This window comes from Streptomyces sp. NPDC044061, assembly GCF_056434305.1.
Map to the genome: position 1 here is coordinate 191,035 of NZ_JBWKFL010000003.1, position 16,292 is coordinate 207,326.

General features: G+C 69.0%; 16 protein-coding genes and 1 tRNA gene. 8 read left to right on the forward strand and 9 right to left on the reverse strand.

Translation table 11 applies throughout. The features are described 5' to 3' along the window. Window positions 1–31: 31 nt before the first annotated feature. Window positions 32–115 (reverse strand) — tRNA-Leu (locus tag AC07CM_RS05665). A gap of 385 nt (window positions 116–500) precedes the next feature. Here AC07CM_RS05665 and AC07CM_RS05670 point away from each other — a divergent pair. The 6 genes from AC07CM_RS05670 (at window position 501) to pknB (ending at window position 8,687) form a co-directional block, all read left to right on the forward strand. Continuing rightward, window positions 501–1,358: an FhaA domain-containing protein gene (locus AC07CM_RS05670; RefSeq protein WP_478875063.1), complete on the forward strand. Its 858-nt coding sequence runs from the start codon at window positions 501–503 to the stop codon at window positions 1,356–1,358. Window positions 1,359–1,368: 10 nt separating this feature from the next. Then, complete coding sequence (locus AC07CM_RS05675; protein WP_478875064.1) at window positions 1,369–1,887, forward strand: FHA domain-containing protein FhaB/FipA; 519 nt, start codon at window positions 1,369–1,371, stop codon at window positions 1,885–1,887. Between the two features lie 140 nt (window positions 1,888–2,027). Then, a complete protein-coding gene (locus tag AC07CM_RS05680) occupies window positions 2,028–3,575 on the forward strand; it encodes a Stp1/IreP family PP2C-type Ser/Thr phosphatase (protein ID WP_478875326.1) in 1,548 nt (515 codons plus the stop codon). A 27-nt stretch (window positions 3,576–3,602) separates the two neighbouring features. After that, on the forward strand, window positions 3,603–5,054 hold the full coding sequence (locus tag AC07CM_RS05685) for an FtsW/RodA/SpoVE family cell cycle protein (protein ID WP_478875065.1): 1,452 nt from the start codon (window positions 3,603–3,605) through the stop codon (window positions 5,052–5,054). Then, window positions 5,051–6,529, forward strand: a complete 1,479-nt coding sequence (locus AC07CM_RS05690) for a penicillin-binding transpeptidase domain-containing protein (RefSeq protein WP_478875066.1) — start codon at window positions 5,051–5,053, stop codon at window positions 6,527–6,529. The genes AC07CM_RS05685 and AC07CM_RS05690 overlap by 4 nt, the downstream gene beginning before the upstream one ends. Before the next feature lie 172 nt (window positions 6,530–6,701). Continuing rightward, window positions 6,702–8,687 (forward strand): Stk1 family PASTA domain-containing Ser/Thr kinase, encoded by a 1,986-nt coding sequence (pknB, locus tag AC07CM_RS05695; RefSeq protein WP_478875067.1) that lies wholly within the window; start codon window positions 6,702–6,704, stop codon window positions 8,685–8,687. A 74-nt stretch (window positions 8,688–8,761) separates the two neighbouring features. Here the strand turns inward: pknB and AC07CM_RS05700 are convergent, their stop codons facing one another. The 6 genes from AC07CM_RS05700 to AC07CM_RS05725 are packed head-to-tail and all read right to left on the reverse strand — an operon-like array spanning window position 8,762 to window position 12,977. Then, window positions 8,762–9,514: a class E sortase gene (locus AC07CM_RS05700; protein WP_478875068.1), complete on the reverse strand. Its 753-nt coding sequence runs from the start codon at window positions 9,512–9,514 to the stop codon at window positions 8,762–8,764. Window positions 9,515–9,528: 14 nt separating this feature from the next. After that, complete coding sequence (locus AC07CM_RS05705) at window positions 9,529–10,596, reverse strand: class E sortase (RefSeq protein ID WP_478875069.1); 1,068 nt, start codon at window positions 10,594–10,596, stop codon at window positions 9,529–9,531. Further along, window positions 10,593–11,231, reverse strand: coding sequence for an aminodeoxychorismate/anthranilate synthase component II (locus AC07CM_RS05710; protein ID WP_478875070.1), 639 nt, complete (start codon window positions 11,229–11,231; stop codon window positions 10,593–10,595). Before AC07CM_RS05710 ends, AC07CM_RS05705 begins: the two co-directional genes overlap by 4 nt. After that, window positions 11,228–11,425: a hypothetical protein gene (locus AC07CM_RS05715; protein ID WP_478875071.1), complete on the reverse strand. Its 198-nt coding sequence runs from the start codon at window positions 11,423–11,425 to the stop codon at window positions 11,228–11,230. Before AC07CM_RS05715 ends, AC07CM_RS05710 begins: the two co-directional genes overlap by 4 nt. Before the next feature lie 16 nt (window positions 11,426–11,441). Then, entirely contained in the window at window positions 11,442–12,131 is a 690-nt protein-coding gene (locus tag AC07CM_RS05720) for a class E sortase (RefSeq protein WP_478875072.1), read from the reverse strand. A gap of 57 nt (window positions 12,132–12,188) precedes the next feature. Continuing rightward, entirely contained in the window at window positions 12,189–12,977 is a 789-nt protein-coding gene (locus AC07CM_RS05725) for a DUF881 domain-containing protein (RefSeq protein WP_478875073.1), read from the reverse strand. Between the two features lie 152 nt (window positions 12,978–13,129). On the opposite strand from AC07CM_RS05725, the gene crgA reads away from it, so the two are divergent. Continuing rightward, window positions 13,130–13,384, forward strand: coding sequence for a cell division protein CrgA (gene crgA / locus AC07CM_RS05730; protein WP_053711550.1), 255 nt, complete (start codon window positions 13,130–13,132; stop codon window positions 13,382–13,384). Between the two features lie 261 nt (window positions 13,385–13,645). Here the strand turns inward: crgA and AC07CM_RS05735 are convergent, their stop codons facing one another. After that, on the reverse strand, window positions 13,646–14,533 hold the full coding sequence (locus AC07CM_RS05735) for a rhomboid family intramembrane serine protease (protein WP_478875074.1): 888 nt from the start codon (window positions 14,531–14,533) through the stop codon (window positions 13,646–13,648). A gap of 115 nt (window positions 14,534–14,648) precedes the next feature. Then, the gene (locus AC07CM_RS05740; RefSeq protein WP_478875075.1) at window positions 14,649–15,182 is read right to left on the reverse strand and encodes a peptidylprolyl isomerase; all 534 of its coding nucleotides are present in this window, start codon (window positions 15,180–15,182) and stop codon (window positions 14,649–14,651) included. Between the two features lie 242 nt (window positions 15,183–15,424). Here AC07CM_RS05740 and AC07CM_RS05745 point away from each other — a divergent pair, with 242 nt between their 5' ends. Further along, window positions 15,425–16,138, forward strand: coding sequence for a DUF5324 family protein (locus AC07CM_RS05745; RefSeq protein ID WP_478875076.1), 714 nt, complete (start codon window positions 15,425–15,427; stop codon window positions 16,136–16,138). Window positions 16,139–16,292 lie beyond the last annotated feature (154 nt).

The following is a 16,292-nucleotide window of genomic DNA, read 5'->3' on the forward strand; positions in this document are numbered from 1 at the left end:
CCGTCTTCACGATGGGCCCGTAGCCTCTGTGTGCGCGAGGGGGGAGTTGAACCCCCACGCCCTTGCGGGCACTGGAACCTGAATCCAGCGCGTCTGCCTATTCCGCCACCCGCGCATCGGGTGTGTCTTCCGACTTCGTCCCTTGTGGGCCGGCCCCTTCCGACATCCAGAACATTAGCACGTCGTACGGGGTGGGTTCACATCCCTTACGGCCCGCCCGGCCCGGCCCCGCGCCACCGACGTATCAGGGAGTGCCTGTTCACGTATCAACCTCGTACCGGTCACGGTCATCTACGCAGGAGGCGGACCGGGTCCACAGCCGGGTGCGGGACACTGGTCTTCGCCCCCCTCTACGATCCTTGTCAGAGGAGTTCGAAGGGGAGCCGCTCGGGGAACCGGCTCATTGCCGGACAGCGTAGATACGATCAGTAAGCAGTACCGGGCAGGACAGCGGCACAGAGCAGGGCAAGACAGAACGGCAACGACGGAGGAGGTGCCCCATGGGAGTCCTGAAGAAGTTCGAGCAGCGTCTCGAAGGTCTGGTCAACGGCACCTTCGCCAAGGTCTTCAAGTCCGAGGTCCAGCCCGTGGAGATCGCCGGTGCGCTCCAGCGGGAGTGCGACAACAACGCCACCATCTGGAACCGCGACCGCACGGTCGTACCCAACGACTTCATCGTGGAGCTGAGCGCGCCGGACCACGAGCGCCTCAGCCCCTACTCCGGGCAGCTCGGCGACGAGCTGGCCGGCATGGTGCGCGACTACGCCAAGCAGCAGCGCTACACCTTCATGGGACCGATCAAGGTCAACCTGGAGAAGGCCGACGACCTCGACACCGGTCTGTACCGGGTGCGCTCGCGCACCCTCGCCTCCTCCGCCAGCCAGCAGGGCGGCGCACCCGCGGCGCCCGCCGGCCGGCCCGGCCAGAGCGCCCAGGGCGGCTACGGCTACCCGCCGGCCGCTCCCGCCGGAGCGCCCCCGATGCCGTCCGCGCCGCCGCCCGGCGCCCGCCCCGGCGGTTACGGCTACCCCCAGCCCGCCACCCAGCGGCCCGCCGCCGCTCCGATGAGCGGCGGGCGCACCCGCTACTGGATCGAGATCAACGGCAGCCGCCACCAGATCTCCCGTGCGACGCTGGTGCTGGGTCGCAGCACCGACGCCGACGTGCGGATCGACGACCCCGGCGTCTCGCGCCGGCACTGCGAGATCCGGACCGGGACGCCCTCGACGATCCAGGATCTCGGCTCCACCAACGGCATCGTGGTGGACGGGCAGCACACCACCCGCGCTACGCTCCGCGACGGCTCGCGGATCGTCGTGGGCAGCACCACCGTTATCTATAGGCAAGCCGAAGGGTGAAGCGGGGGCAATGTCAGAGCTGACCCTCACGGTCATGCGGCTGGGTTTCCTGGCCGTACTGTGGCTGTTCGTGATCGTGGCCGTGCAGGTCATCCGGAGCGACCTGTTCGGTACGCGCGTCACCCAGCGCGGATCGCGTAGGGAGGCCGCGCGTCCGCAGCAGGCAGCCCGGCAGCAGGCCGCGCCCCCGCCCCAGCGCGCCCAGCAGAGCGGCGGCGGCCGACGTGGCCGCAACGCTCCCAGCAAGCTGGTCGTGAGCGAAGGCACACTGACCGGTACCACCGTCGCGCTGCAGGGCCAGACCATCACCCTGGGCCGGGCGCACGACTCCACGATCGTGCTGGACGACGACTACGCCTCCAGCCGCCATGCCAGGATCTACCCGGACCGCGACGGCCAGTGGATCGTCGAGGATCTCGGGTCCACCAACGGCACCTACCTGGACCGGTCCCGGCTGACGACCCCCACACCGATCCCGCTGGGCGCGCCGATCCGCATCGGCAAAACCGTCATCGAGCTGCGGAAGTAGTGCTACGTCATGAGTGAGCGCGAGCGGAGCGAGCACGCAGCGGCAGGCCGCCACCCGGTCTCCGGCGCGCTCCCGACCGGAGGGTGGGCAGTGTGGCTCGACACGACCGGCTGTACCCGGAGCCGACGGGCGAGGTGCGCATGAGTCTGTCACTGCGCTTCGCCGCCGGATCGCACAAGGGCATGATCCGTGAGGGCAACGAGGACTCCGGTTACGCCGGTCCGCGCCTGCTCGCCATCGCCGACGGCATGGGCGGCCAGGCGGCCGGCGAGGTCGCGTCCTCCGAGGTCATCTCCACCCTGGTCACGCTCGACGACGACGTGCCCGGCTCCGACATCCTCACCTCGCTCGGCGTCGCCGTGCAGCGCGCCAACGACCAGCTGCGCGCCATGGTCGAGGAGGACCCCCAGCTCGAAGGCATGGGGACGACCCTCACCGCGCTGCTGTGGACCGGGCAGCGGCTCGGGCTCGTGCACGTCGGCGACTCGCGTGCGTATCTGCTGCGTGACGGGGTGCTCACCCAGATCACGCAGGACCACACCTGGGTGCAGCGGCTCGTGGACGAGGGCCGGATCACCGAGGAAGAGGCCACCACCCACCCGCAGCGCTCGCTGCTGATGCGCGCGCTCGGCAGCGGCGACCACGTCGAGCCCGACCTGTCGATCCGCGAGGTCCGGGCCGGCGACCGCTACCTGATCTGCTCCGACGGCCTGTCCGGCGTCGTCTCCCACCAGACGATGGAGGAGACCCTCGCCAGCTACCAGGGCCCGCAGGAGACCGTGCAGGAGCTGATCCAGCTCGCGCTGCGCGGCGGCGGCCCCGACAACATCACCGTGATCGTCGCCGACGTGCTCGACCTGGACACCGGTGACACTCTCGCCGGGCAGCTGTCCGACACCCCGGTCGTGGTCGGCGCCGTCGCCGAGAACCAGCACCACCAGCACGACAACGGCATCATGCAGACCCCGGCCGGCCGGGCCTCCCACCTGGGCCGCCAGGGCCACGGACAGGGCGGCGGCGAGTTCGGCCCGCCCGGCTCCGGCGACACCACCGGCTACGTCCCGACCGGCGGCTTCGGCGACTACACCGACGAGGACTTCGTCAAGCCGCGCAAGAGCCGCAGGTGGCTGAAGAGATCCCTGTACGGCGGTCTGGCCCTCGCGGTGATCGGCGGCGGCCTGTACGGCGGTTACCGCTGGACGCAGACGCAGTACTACGTGGGCACCAACGGCGAGCACGTGGCGCTGTACCGCGGCATCAGCCAGGACCTGGCCTGGGTGTCGCTGTCCAAGGTGGAGAAGGACCACCCCGAGATCGAACTCAAGTACCTGCCGCCCTACCAGCAGAAGCAGGTCAAGAACACGATCGCGGCGGGCGGCCTGCAGCAGGCCCAGACGAAGATCGAGGCACTGTCCGTGCAGGCCTCCGCGTGCCGGAAGCAGGCGGAGCGCACGGCCGCCGAGAGCGAGAAGAACGCGAAGACGGGTCAGGGCGAGGCCGGAGGCACCACGGGAACCACCCGTACCTCCTTCACGTCCAAGGCATCGCCGACCCCGAACCCGTCGGGTTCGGCCTCTTCGAAGAGCCCCTCGAAGTCCCCGACCCCGACCGCGACCGCCACTCCGAACCCCGGCCCGAGCCTCTCCGAGGATGAGCAGAAGGTCGTCGATCAGTGCGGCAAGCAGTAGGCAAGCCGTGAGAGGCCCTGTCACACGATGAGCAGTACTTCGAATTCGCCGACGCACCACACGTCCACGATCGGTGCGATCGGCGCCCCGAGCCGCCGCAACACCGAGCTGGCCCTGCTGGTCTTCGCCGTGGTCATCCCGGTGTTCGCCTACGCCAACGTGGGCCTGGCCATCGACGGCCAGGTGCCCGCGGGGCTGCTGAGCTACGGCCTCGGCCTCGGTCTGCTGGCCGGCGTCGCCCATCTCGGCGTGCGGAAGTTCGCCCCGTACGCCGACCCGCTGCTACTGCCGCTGGCCACGCTGCTCAACGGGCTCGGACTGGTGTGCATCTGGCGGCTGGACCAGTCGAAGCTGCTGCAGTCACTGCCCAACTTCGTCACGGCCGCGCCCCGCCAGCTGCTGTACACGGCGCTGGGCATCGCCCTGTTCGTCGTCGTGCTGATCTTCCTCAAGGACCACCGCGTCCTGCAGCGCTACACCTACATCTCGATGTTCGGCGCGCTGGTGCTGCTCGTGCTGCCGCTGGTGCCCGGACTCGGTGCCAACATCTACGGTGCCAAGATCTGGATCAGGGTGCCGGGTCTGGGCTCGCTGCAGCCCGGCGAGTTCGCGAAGATCGTCCTCGCGATCTTCTTCGCCGGCTATCTGATGGTGAAGCGGGACGCCCTCGCCCTCGCCAGCCGCCGCTTCATGGGCCTGTACCTGCCGCGCGGCCGCGACCTCGGTCCCATCCTGGTCGTCTGGGCGATCTCGATCCTCATCCTGGTCTTCGAGACCGACCTCGGCACCTCGCTGCTGTTCTTCGGAATGTTCGTCATCATGCTGTACGTCGCCACCGAGCGGACCAGCTGGATCGTCTTCGGTCTGCTGATGTCCGCGGTCGGCGCCGTCGGCGTGGCGAGCTTCGAGCCGCACATCCAGACCCGCGTGCAGGCCTGGCTCGACCCGATGCGCGAGTACAAGCTCAGCCAGGCCGGCGTCCACGACGGCACGCTCCACTCCGAGCAGGCCATGCAGGCCCTGTGGGCGTTCGGCTCCGGCGGCACCCTCGGCACCGGCTGGGGGCAGGGCCACTCCGACCTGATCCGGTTCGCCGCGAACTCGGACTTCATCCTCGCCACCTTCGGCGAGGAGCTGGGCCTGGCCGGCGTCATGGCGATCCTGCTGATCTACGGCCTGATCGTGGAGCGCGGCGTGCGCACCGCCCTCGCCGCCCGCGACCCGTTCGGCAAGCTGCTCGCCGTCGGCCTGTCCGGCGCCTTCGCGCTGCAGGTCTTCGTCGTGGCCGGCGGTGTGATGGGCCTCATCCCGCTGACCGGTATGACGATGCCGTTCCTCGCGTACGGCGGTTCGTCCGTGCTGGCCAACTGGGCCCTGATCGGCATCCTCATCCGGATCAGCGACACCGCGCGCCGCCCGGCGCCCACCCCCGCCAGCAACCCCGACGCCGAGATGACCCAGGTGGTCCGCCCGTCATGAACAAGCCCCTGCGCCGGATCGCGATCTTCTGTGGACTGCTCGTCCTCGCTCTGCTGTTGCGCGACAACTGGCTCCAGTACCTCAAGGCCGACGACCTGCGCACCGACCCGGCCAACCGCCGGGTCGCCATCGAGCGGTACGCGAACCCGCGGGGCGACATCATCGTCGACGGCGACCCCATAACCGGGTCCGTCGAGGCCAAGAGCGGCGACTACAAGTACAAGCGCACCTACAAGAACGGGGCCATGTGGGCCCCGGTCACCGGCTACTCCTCGCAGGCCTTCGACGGCAGCCAGCTGGAGAAGCTCGACGACGGCATCCTCACCGGCAACGACGACCGGCTCTTCTTCCGCAAGACGCTCGACATGATCACCGGCAAGGAGCAGCAGGGCGGCAACGTCGTCACCACGCTCAACTCGGCCGCGCAGAAGGCGGCGTTCAACGGACTCAGGTCCCGCGGCGGCAAGGGCGCGGTGGTCGCACTCGAACCGTCCACCGGCAAGATCCTCGCGCTGGCCTCCTACCCGTCGTACGACCCCTCGTCCTTCGCGGGCAACTCCGGCGACGACGCCAAGGCCTGGAACAAGCTCCAGAAGAAGAACGACCCGGCCGACCCGATGCTGAACCGGGCGCTGCGCGAGACCTACCCGCCGGGCTCCACCTTCAAGGTGGTCACGGCGGCGGCCGCGCTGGAGAACGGCAAGTACACCTCGGCCGACGAGAAGACCGACTCGCCGCTGCCGTGGACCATGCCGGGCACCACCACGCAGCTGAAGAACGAGGGCAACATCCCGTGCGAGAACGCGACCATGCGGGTCGCGCTGCAGTACTCGTGCAACACGGTCTTCGGCAAGATCGGCGCCGACCTCGGCAACGACAAGATGCTCGCCGAGGCGAAGAAGTTCGGTTTCACCAGCGAGCAGTTCACGCCGGTCCGCTCCAACGCCTCGGTGTTCTCCGACGGCATGAACACGTCGCAGACCGCGCTGTCCTCCATCGGGCAGTACAACACCGCGGCCACCCCGCTGCAGATGGCCATGATCGCCTCGGCCGTCGCCAACGACGGCAGGCTGATGAAGCCGTACATGGTCGACGAGCTGGAGTCCTCCAACGTCGACCCGGTCGCGAAGACGGATCCGGAGGAGATGAGCCGGCCGCTGTCGCCGAAGAACGCACAGGTCCTGCAGCAGATGATGGAGACGGTCGTCAAGGACGGCACGGGTAAGAACGCGCAGATCGGCGGCGGTGTCACCGTCGGTGGCAAGACCGGTACCGCCCAGCACGGTGTGGCGAACAGCGCGAACCCCTACGCGTGGTTCATCTCATATGCCAAGCTCAGCGACGGCAGCTCGCCGGTCGCCGTGGCCGTGGTGGTCGAGGACGAGAACGCCAACCGCGACGACATCTCCGGCGGCGGCCTGGCCGCCCCGATCGCGAAGAACGTGATGGAGGCGGTCATCGACTCCAAGAAGTGACCCCCATCACGCCCTCTTCACATCGTTGCACGTTGCGATACCGGTCCTGTATCGGGTTACGGGCTTGGCCAGGTCACACGGAGCGAGCCGGGTACGGTAGGCCCGGACGGCAGCCTCCGGCCGCACACGCACGTGCGCGGCCGAGACCGACGGAGAGGGCTGGTAGGTAGCTATGGAAGAGCCGCGTCGCCTCGGCGGCCGGTACGAGCTGGGCCAGGTGCTCGGCCGTGGTGGCATGGCGGAGGTCTACCTCGCGCATGACACCCGCCTCGGCCGCACCGTGGCGGTGAAGACGCTGCGCGCGGACCTCGCGCGTGATCCGTCCTTCCAGGCCCGCTTCCGCCGGGAGGCCCAGTCGGCCGCCTCGCTCAACCATCCCGCGATCGTCGCGGTCTACGACACGGGCGAGGACTACATCGACGGGGTCTCGATCCCGTACATCGTGATGGAGTACGTCGACGGGTCCACGCTCCGTGAGCTTCTCCACAGCGGCCGCAAGCTGCTGCCCGAGCGGGCCATGGAGATGACCGTCGGCATCCTCCAGGGTCTGGAGTACGCCCACCGCAGCGGCATCGTCCACCGTGACATCAAGCCGGCCAACGTCATGCTGACGCGCAACGGCCAGGTCAAGGTGATGGACTTCGGCATCGCCCGCGCGATGGGCGACTCCGGCATGACCATGACCCAGACCGCGGCGGTCATCGGCACCGCGCAGTACCTGTCGCCGGAGCAGGCGAAGGGCGAGCAGGTGGACGCCCGGTCCGATCTTTATTCGACCGGTTGTCTCCTCTACGAGCTGCTGACGGTACGGCCGCCCTTCGTGGGCGACTCCCCGGTGGCCGTGGCCTACCAGCACGTTCGCGAGGAACCGCAGGCGCCCAGCGTCTTCGATCCCGAGATCACCCCCGAAATGGACGCCATCGTCCTGAAGGCGCTGGTCAAGGACCCGAACTACCGCTATCAGTCGGCCGACGAGATGCGCGCCGACATCGAGGCCTGCCTCGACGGCCAGCCGGTCGCGGCGACGGCCGCGATGGGTGCGGTGGGCTACGGCGGCTACCCCGACGACCAGCCGACGACGGCGCTGCGCGCGGACGCGGGAGCGCCGACCAGCATGCTGCCGCCGATGAACCCGGACGACGGCGGCTACGGCTACGACGAGCGCCCCGACCGGCGCCGCCAGCAGAAGAAGAACAACACCTCCACGATCCTGCTCGTGGTCGCGGGCATCCTGGTCCTGGTCGGCGCGATCCTGATCGGGAAGTGGGCGTTCGACGGGAAGAACACGGACGGGACGTTCCAGGCCCCGAACTTCGTCGGCAACAGCTACACCACCGCCCAGAAGATGGCCGTCAACTCGGACCTGAAACTGGCGGCGCCGACGCGCAAGCCGTGCGCCGACCAGCCGAAGGGCAACGTCTGCGACCAGAACCCCAAGGCGGGCGCGGACGTCAAGAAGGGCGACACGATCACCCTGACGGTGTCGACGGGCGCCCCCAAGGTCACCGTGCCGGACGTCCGCGGCATCCAGTTCGACAAGGCCAAGTCCCAGCTGGAGGCCAAGGGCTTCCAGGTCGACAAGAAGACCCAGGTGTCCACCCAGCCCGCCGGCATCGTCATCACCCAGGACCCGGAGGGCGGCACGGCCAAGCAGAAGGGCACCACGATCACGCTGACGGTCGCCAAGGCCGAGGAGAAGATCGCCGTCCCGGACGTCACCGGCAAGTCCTGTGACGAGGCCAAGGCCGAGCTGCAGGCGAAGGGCCTGGCGCCGAGCTGCAACGACGTGGCCGTCACCGACCCCAACCAGGACGGCAAGGTCCAGAACACCAACCCGGTGGCGGGCCAGCAGGTCAGCAAGAACACGCCGGTCGTGATCAACGTCGGCAAGGCGCAGGGCCAGCAGCAGGTGCAGGTCCCGCAGGTCCAGAACCACACGCTCAAGGACGCCCGGAAGATGCTCGAGGACCTCGGCCTTCAGGTCAACGTCCAGGGCTCGCAGGACGACAACGCCCTCGTCGTCACCTCCAACCCGACCCCGGGCAGCAACGTCAACCAGGGCGACACGGTCACCCTGTTCACCGTCGACCAGGGCGGCGGGAACAACGGCAACAACACCAACGGCGGCCCGAACATCTTCGGCGGCACCAGCGGCTGAGGCCTCGCGCCCACGAGTGGGCCCCCTGCCGGATTCCGGCAGGGGGCCCACTTCGTCGCGGTGAGACGCTCGTCTCAGCCCAGTTCCTTCGGCGGAGTCCGCTCGCTGTCCACCTTCTGCACCCGGACCAGCTCGCCCCACACCACGTACCGGTAGCGGGAGGTGTACACGGGAGTGCAGGTCGTCAGCGTGATGTAGCGGCCGGGCTTGCTCCTGCCCGACTCCTTGGGGACCTGGGTGAGGACCTTGACGTTGTACTTCGAGGTCTCCGGCAGGATCGAGAACACCTTGTAGACGTACCAGTCGTCCTTCGTCTCGAAGACGATCGGGTCGCCCTTCCTCAGCTTGTCGATGTTGTGGAACTTCGCGCCGTGGCCGTCGCGGTGGGCGGCGAGGGTGAAGTTGCCGGACCTGCCGGACATCGGGAGGGTCGCCTTGACCGGCTCCGTGTAGTAGCCGGCCACGCCGTCGTTCAGGACGTCCGTGTCGGTGCCCTTCGCGACCAGGACCTCGCCGTTGCGCATCGCCGGGACGTGCAGGAAGCCGATGCCGTCCTTGGTGTCCAGCGCGCCGGGAGCCGAGTCGGTCGAACGGGCCCAGTGGTCACGGACCTTGTCCGCCTCCCGGTCCGCCTTGCGGTCCGCTATCACGTTCGTCCACCACAGCGAGTAGACGACGAACAGGCCGAGCAACGCGCCTGCGGTGATGAGGAGTTCACCGAAGACGCTGACCGCGAGGGCGATGCGTCCCGGACCCCGGCGGCGCGGGGCGGGCGCCGCGTCGGACGCGTCCGTGTGCTCTTCGGTGTCGTCGGCGGTCCCTGCCACTGTTCCTTCAGCCCCTACTCGATGAGCGCGTCCGGCTTGCCCTTGCTGCGTGGGCGTTCCTCGACCATCTTGCCCCAGACGATCAACCGGTACTTGCTGGTGAACTCCGGCGTACAGGTGGTGAGGGTGATGTACCGACCCGGTTCGGTGAAGCCCGAGCCCCTGGGGATCGGGTTCAGCACGCCCGTGTTGGACGGCGATGTCACCGGCAGCGTCGACGTCACCTTGTACACGAAGTACGTGTCCTGCGTCTCGACCACGACCGCGTCACCGGCCGTGAGTTTGTTGATGTACCGGAACGGCTCACCGTGCGTGTTGCGGTGCGCGGCCAGTCCGAAGTTGCCGGTCTTGGCGCTCGGCATCGCCGTCTTCAGCGCGCCCTCGCCGTAGTGCCCGATCATGCCCTTGTCGAGCACCTTCTTGTTGCTGACGCCCTCGGCGATCGGCGCCACCACGTCCAGCTCGGGGATGTGCAGGATGGCGAAGCCCTGTCCCGGCTCGAACACCCCCGGGGCCCGTTTGCCGCTGGCCCAGTCGTTCTGCAGCTGGTGGGTCTCGCTGCCGGCCTGTGCGTGGGCGCGGACGTTCGTCCACCACAGCTGGTAGGTGACGAACAGCAGCATCAGCACGCCGGTGGTGATGAACACCTCACCGATCGCCCGGCTCGCGAGCACGGCCGGGCTCGGCTTGCGCAGCCGGGCCTGCCGCCGGGCCTCGACCCGGGAGAGCGGCCGCTGCGGCCCGGACTCCGGCGAGGTGCCCGTCGGATGCGCCGACTCCCGTCCGCCGCCATGGCGCCCGCCGCGCCGCTTGGCGGCCTTTCTGCGGGCCGCACGCCCGCCCGTCGGGGTTCCCGCGGCGGATGCTGCGGAAGCGGCGTGAGAGGGCCGCACAGCCTCGCCGCCCCGGCCCGGCTGCGGATCGGGGATCCGCAGCGCCATCGTCTCGTCGTCCAGCGACGCACGGTACGGCTCCTCGGGCAGCGCCCCCGCCGCGTGCCAGTCCCCAAGCGCACCGGAAGCCTCGTACGACTGATCCCCGTACGAGGCATCGGTCTCGCGCTCCGGGCGCAGCGCGGTCACGCCGTGGCCCTGCCCACCACCGGGGCGAGCCCCGCCGACCTCGCCACGGCGTCCTCGTAGCCGCACTCCACCAGCCAGTTGGCCAGCATCCGGTGCCCGTGCTCGGTCAGCACCGACTCGGGGTGGAACTGGACGCCCTCGACCGGGAGTTCGCGGTGGCGCAGGCCCATGATGATGCCGTCGTGCGTACGGGCCGTGACCTCCAGCTCCGCCGGGACGGTGGCCGGCTCGGCGGCCAGCGAGTGGTAGCGGGTCGCGGTGAACGGGGAGGGCAGCCCGGCGAAGACGCCCTTGCCCTCGTGCTCCACCGGGGAGGTCTTGCCGTGCAGCAGCTCGGGCGCCCGGTCCACGACACCGCCGTACGCCACCTGCATCGACTGCATGCCGAGGCAGACGCCGAAGACCGGCACCCCGGTCGAGGCGCAGTGGCGGACCATGTCCACGCACACGCCCGCCTCCTCCGGAGTCCCCGGGCCGGGCGAGAGCAGCACGCCGTCGAAACCGTCCTGGGCGTGGGCCGTCGACACCTCGTCGTTGCGCAGCACCTCGCACTCGGCACCCAGCTGGTACAGGTACTGGACGAGGTTGAAGACGAAGCTGTCGTAGTTGTCGACGACGAGAATCCGCGCACTCACTGGTTGTCCACCGTCACATCGTTGAAGGGCAGCAGCGGTTCGGCCCAGGGGAAGACGTACTGGAAGAGGACGTAGACCACGGCCAGGACCAGGAGGAGTGAGATCAGTGCCTTCGCCCACACGTTTCCCGGCAGATGCCGCCAGATCCAGCCGTACATGCCGTCCCTTTCGTTCCACCACGGCACCTGACTCACGCCGTACAGCACCAGACTAACGGCGCAGAGCCTTCGGTTGGCCTTGCTCCACAGGCTGTGTGGAGTCAAGGTGCGCCCAGACGATCAGCCGGTGGCTGTGTCCCCATTCCGGATCGCACGTCGTCAGCGTCAGGTACCGGCCCGGACGCCTGTACCCCGACTTACGTGGGACAGGGTCGATCACCTCAACGTCGCTCGGGACGGTTTTGTAGGGCCCTTTGTCGATCCGATACGTGTACCAGGTGGTTCCGTCGGTGAGCACCACCGCGTCACCCGGCCGCAGTCGTGGGAAGTCCTTGAAGGGGTCGCCGTAGGTGCGCCGGTGGCCGGCTACCGCGAAGTTGCCCTCCTGGCCGAGGCGGGCCGTCCCGGCGTAGTGGGCGAGGCCCTTCTTCAGCACGTCGGTGCCGGTGCCCTCGAGCACCGGCTTGTTCCACGTGAAACCGAGCCGCGGGATGTACATGATCGCGAAGGGCCTGCCGTAGTGGTAGGCGGTCGGCTCCGGCGCGCCCTCCGGGGCCCCGGAGCTTCCCGTCGTGGGGCGGACGGTCCCCCTGGACCACTGCTGGTGCAGCTGGTCGATCTGGTTGTTCATGACGCCGTCGGCCTGGACGCCGGTCCAGAACAGCACGTAGACGACGAAGAGCACGATCAGGGTGCCGACGGTGATGCACAGTTCGCTGACGGTCCTGACGATCACGCGCACCGGCGGCTCCTGACAGGGGACCTGCACGTGCCGGCCGTACCAGTCGTACCAGCCGTACTAGCGGGCGGGCTTCGCGTAGTGCAGATCCACTGTGCCCGAGTAGCCCGGCAGAGTCACCGTCCCGTCGTCGGTGACTTTCCAGCCGAGGCCGTAGACGTTGACGTACACCATGTAGGTCTGGATCGCCTTGCTCGCGGCGAGCGCCTGCTGCAGCCTGTCCGGGTCCCCGACCGCCGTGATCTTGTACGGCGGTGAGTAGACGCGGCCCTGAAGGATCAGGGTGTTGCCCACGCAGCGCACGGCGCTGGTGGAGATCAGCCGCTGGTCCATGACCTTGATGCCCTTGGCCCCGCCCTGCCAGAGCGCGTTCACCACGGCCTGCAGGTCCTGCTGGTGGATGACCAGGTAGTCGGGCTGCGGCTCGGGGTAGCCGGGGAGCTTGGCGGTCGCGTTCGGCGGGGCGTCGTTGAGGGTGACGGTGATCGCCTTGCCGGTGAGCTTCTGGGTGCCGGCGTTCTTCTCCAGCCCGCTGAGCCTCTCGTCCTGGGCCCGGGTGCTGCCGTCGTCGCCCTCGGCCAGCGACTCCACGTTTCCGCGCAGCGTCGCGTTGGACTCGTCCAGCTCCTTGTTCTTGCGGCTGCGCTCCTGGATCAGGTCGGACAGCTTCAGCAGGGAGGAGTCGGTGCGGATGTCGGTGCCCTTGGCCGTGTTGAAGCTCGTGAAGAAGATGAGCCCCGCCAGTGCGAAGACGGCCACCGTGAGAATCCGCACAGGAGGGAAGCGGAAGCCACGACCGGGGCCGGAACCCGTTGATCCCGTCCCGGGGGAGTCGGCAGAATTGCTCAACGTACCCTTATCTCCTTCGGCGCCGCGGAAGCACTACGCTAACGGACGGCCGGGGGAGCACACAGAGTCGTCATTACGGACCCTTGTACGCTGCCCCGAGCCCGACCCAGTTACCTGCGCGGCCACGCAGCGCATCGACAGGAGAGACCCTCGTGCCGAAGTCACGTATCCGCAAGAAGGCCGACTACACGCCGCCGCCCGCGAAGCAGGCGCAGGCCATCAAGCTCACCAACCGCGCCTGGGTCGCGCCGGTCATGCTGGCCATGTTCCTCATCGGCCTGGCCTGGATCGTCGTCTTCTACGTCACCGACGGCTCGCTGCCGATCGACAGCCTGGACAACTGGAACATCGTGGTCGGCTTCGGCTTCATCGCCGCCGGCTTCGGTGTCTCCACCCAGTGGAAGTAGCCACCGCCGGGACAGCTCTGCCCAGGGCTGTTCGCTGAGTTATCCACAGGCTTGACGCCCTGTCCACACCCTCCTGGGGAAAAGACTACGATCTGTGGATAACCCATCGGCCGTTGACGCCGGTGTGACTGCCCTACCGGTGCTCATACACCTGTTCGCCCCCTGCTCGACCTGCGGAAACACATACGAGCGGCAGGGGGCACAGCTGTGCCCGCACCGTGTGCACAAGATCCGGCACACGCTGTGGACAACGGTTCGGTATCAGGCGAGCTGTGCGGTCCTGACCAGCGTCAGAGCCACCACCACGGCCAGCACGAGGGCACAGGTGCCGTACTGGATCAGCGCCCGCTTGTCACGAGGGGCGTGGACCATGGCATAGCCGGTGATGACACCGGCTACGAGGCCGCCGATGTGGGCCTGCCAGGCGATGCCGGACACCCCGAAGGTGATGATCAGGTTGATCACCAGCAGGGCGATGACCGGCCGCATGTCGTAGTTCAGGCGCCGCATCAGCACGGCGGTGGCGCCGAAGAGGCCGAAGATCGCTCCCGAGGCGCCCAGTGAGGCTTGGTTCGGGGCCGCGAGCAGATAGGTGAGCGCGCTGCCTGCCAGGCCCGAGACGAAGTAGAGGGTGAGATAGCGGGCCCGGCCGAGCGCCGCTTCCAGGGGCCCGCCGATCCACCACAGGCTGAGCATGTTGAACAGGATGTGGGCATAGCCGCCGTGCAGGAACATCGCTGTCGCCATGCGGTAGTACTGGCCCTCGGCGATGCCCTGCACCCCGTGGAGCAGAGGGGCGTAGGCGTGCCCGATGAGCTCGAACCGATTGGTGAAGCGGTCGCCCACGGTGAGCTGGACCAGGAAGACGGCCAGGTTGACACCGATGAGGATCTTGGTGACCAGGCGCGGATCCGCCGTCACCGTGCCGCCCGCCACCGTACGCGGCCGCGACGCCGTCGCAGCGTGTCCCGTGCCGGAGCCGCCGCGCACACAGTCGGGGCACTGGAAGCCGACCGAGGCGCTGACCATGCACTCGGGGCAGATGGGGCGTTCGCAGCGGGTGCAGCGCACACCGGTCTCGCGGTCCGGGTGCCGGTAGCACACGGGCAGGCTCCGGGCGCCCTGTGCGCTGCCTGCGGCCTGCTCCATGAGATCCCCTTGCTGGTCGTAGGTCCTGTCCCTCGGCACATACCCCGCCCCGCTCTTCCATACGGACGAGCGGGACGTTTGGTTCCCCCCAGGGGATTCCGGGCCGTGCCGGGGCTCAGCCCTCGCGCTTGCCCACGACGACCGTCTCGATGACCACGTCGTTGACCGGCCGGTTGTTCGGGAGGGTGGTCGGCACGGCGGCGATGGCGTCCACGACCTTCTGAGAGGCCGGGTCGACGACCTCGCCGAAGATGGTGTGCTTGCGGTTCAGGTGCGTGGTGGGGCTGACCGTAATGAAGAACTGGGAGCCGTTCGTGCCCGGGCCCGCGTTGGCCATGGCGAGCAGATAGGGCCGGTCGAAGCGCAGGTCCGGGTGGAACTCGTCCCCGAACTCGTAGCCGGGCCCGCCGATGCCGTTGCCCAGCGGGTCACCGCCCTGGATCATGAAGCCGCTGATGACCCGGTGGAAGATCGTGCCGTCGTAGAGCTTGTCCGTGCTCACCGCGCCGGTGCCCGGGTGCGTCCACTCGCGCTCGCCCTGGGCGAGCTCGACGAAGTTCCCGACCGTCTTGGGCGCGTGGTTCGGAAACAGCCGGACCTCGATGTCGCCGTGGTTGGTCTTCAGGGTGGCGTAGAGCTGCTCGGCCACGGTCTGCCTTCCGTTGTCCTTTTGTGACACCCAGATCCTCGCACGGTAAGGGCCGGACGAAGTCGGGCCGCGGCGAGTTCCCCCGGTGAGGGGGCGCGCGGCGGCGATTCGTGGGAGTGTCGACGGGAAGCACCTGTTGCACCCATATGCCCGCCCACGCATGCCGCGCGGGCCGTTGGCAGGCATGATCCGTAAAAGGGTGGAAAGTCGAATTACCGTACGCCACCGAGGAGGAGGAACCCGTGACCCGCATCGAAAGCGTGCGCGCCGCGACCGGCTCGGCGAAGGACAGCGTGCTGCACGCCGCGGAAGTGGTGGCGCCCTACGCCGACACGGCCAAGGAGCGTGCCGCGTATTACGCGCAAGAGGCACGCGTACGGCTGGCGCCCGTGGTGTCGCAGGCCGCCGAACAGGCCCGCGAGCAGTACGACGCCCTACTCGCCCCGCGTCTGGAGCAGGCCCGTGCGTATGTGCCGCCGAAGGTGGACCTCGCCGCGCAGGAGGCCGCCGCCCGTACCCGCAAGGCTGCCCGGCAGGCAGCCGAGTACTCCCGCCCCAAGATCGAGCAGGCGGTGGCCGCGACCGCCCCGGTGCGCGACGAGGCCGCCGCGCGGAGTGCCGCCGCCGGTGCCGCCACGCTTGCCGCGCTGCGCGGTCAGGTCTCGGCGCAGGAGATCCACAAGCTCGCCCGCAAGCACGAGCGACGGTCCCGGACCGGCCGCGTCGTGAAGGTCCTGGCGCTGGTGGGCCTGGTGGCGGGGGGCGCGTTCGCGGCCTGGAAGTGGTGGGACAAGCAGGCCAACCCCGACTGGCTGGTGGAGCCGCCCGCCGCGACGGAGGTGCCGGAGTCGGGCCGGCTGAGTTCCGTGGACGGCAGCGGCGCCTCTGTGCTGGACCCGGAGGTTCAGGCGAAGCAGGCCGAGGAGGAGGCCGCGGATCGCGACGACCAGGAGTGAGGCCGGCCGTCGCGATGTCGACAGAGTCGTGGGGGGGGGGGGGGGGGGGGGGGGGCGCCCCCCCCCCCCTCCCCCCCGGCCGACGCGCCCCGGACGCTGAGCGGAGTAGCGGGGGGTCGACGGAGGCAGGGGGGGGTGGGGAGGTGGTCTTCAG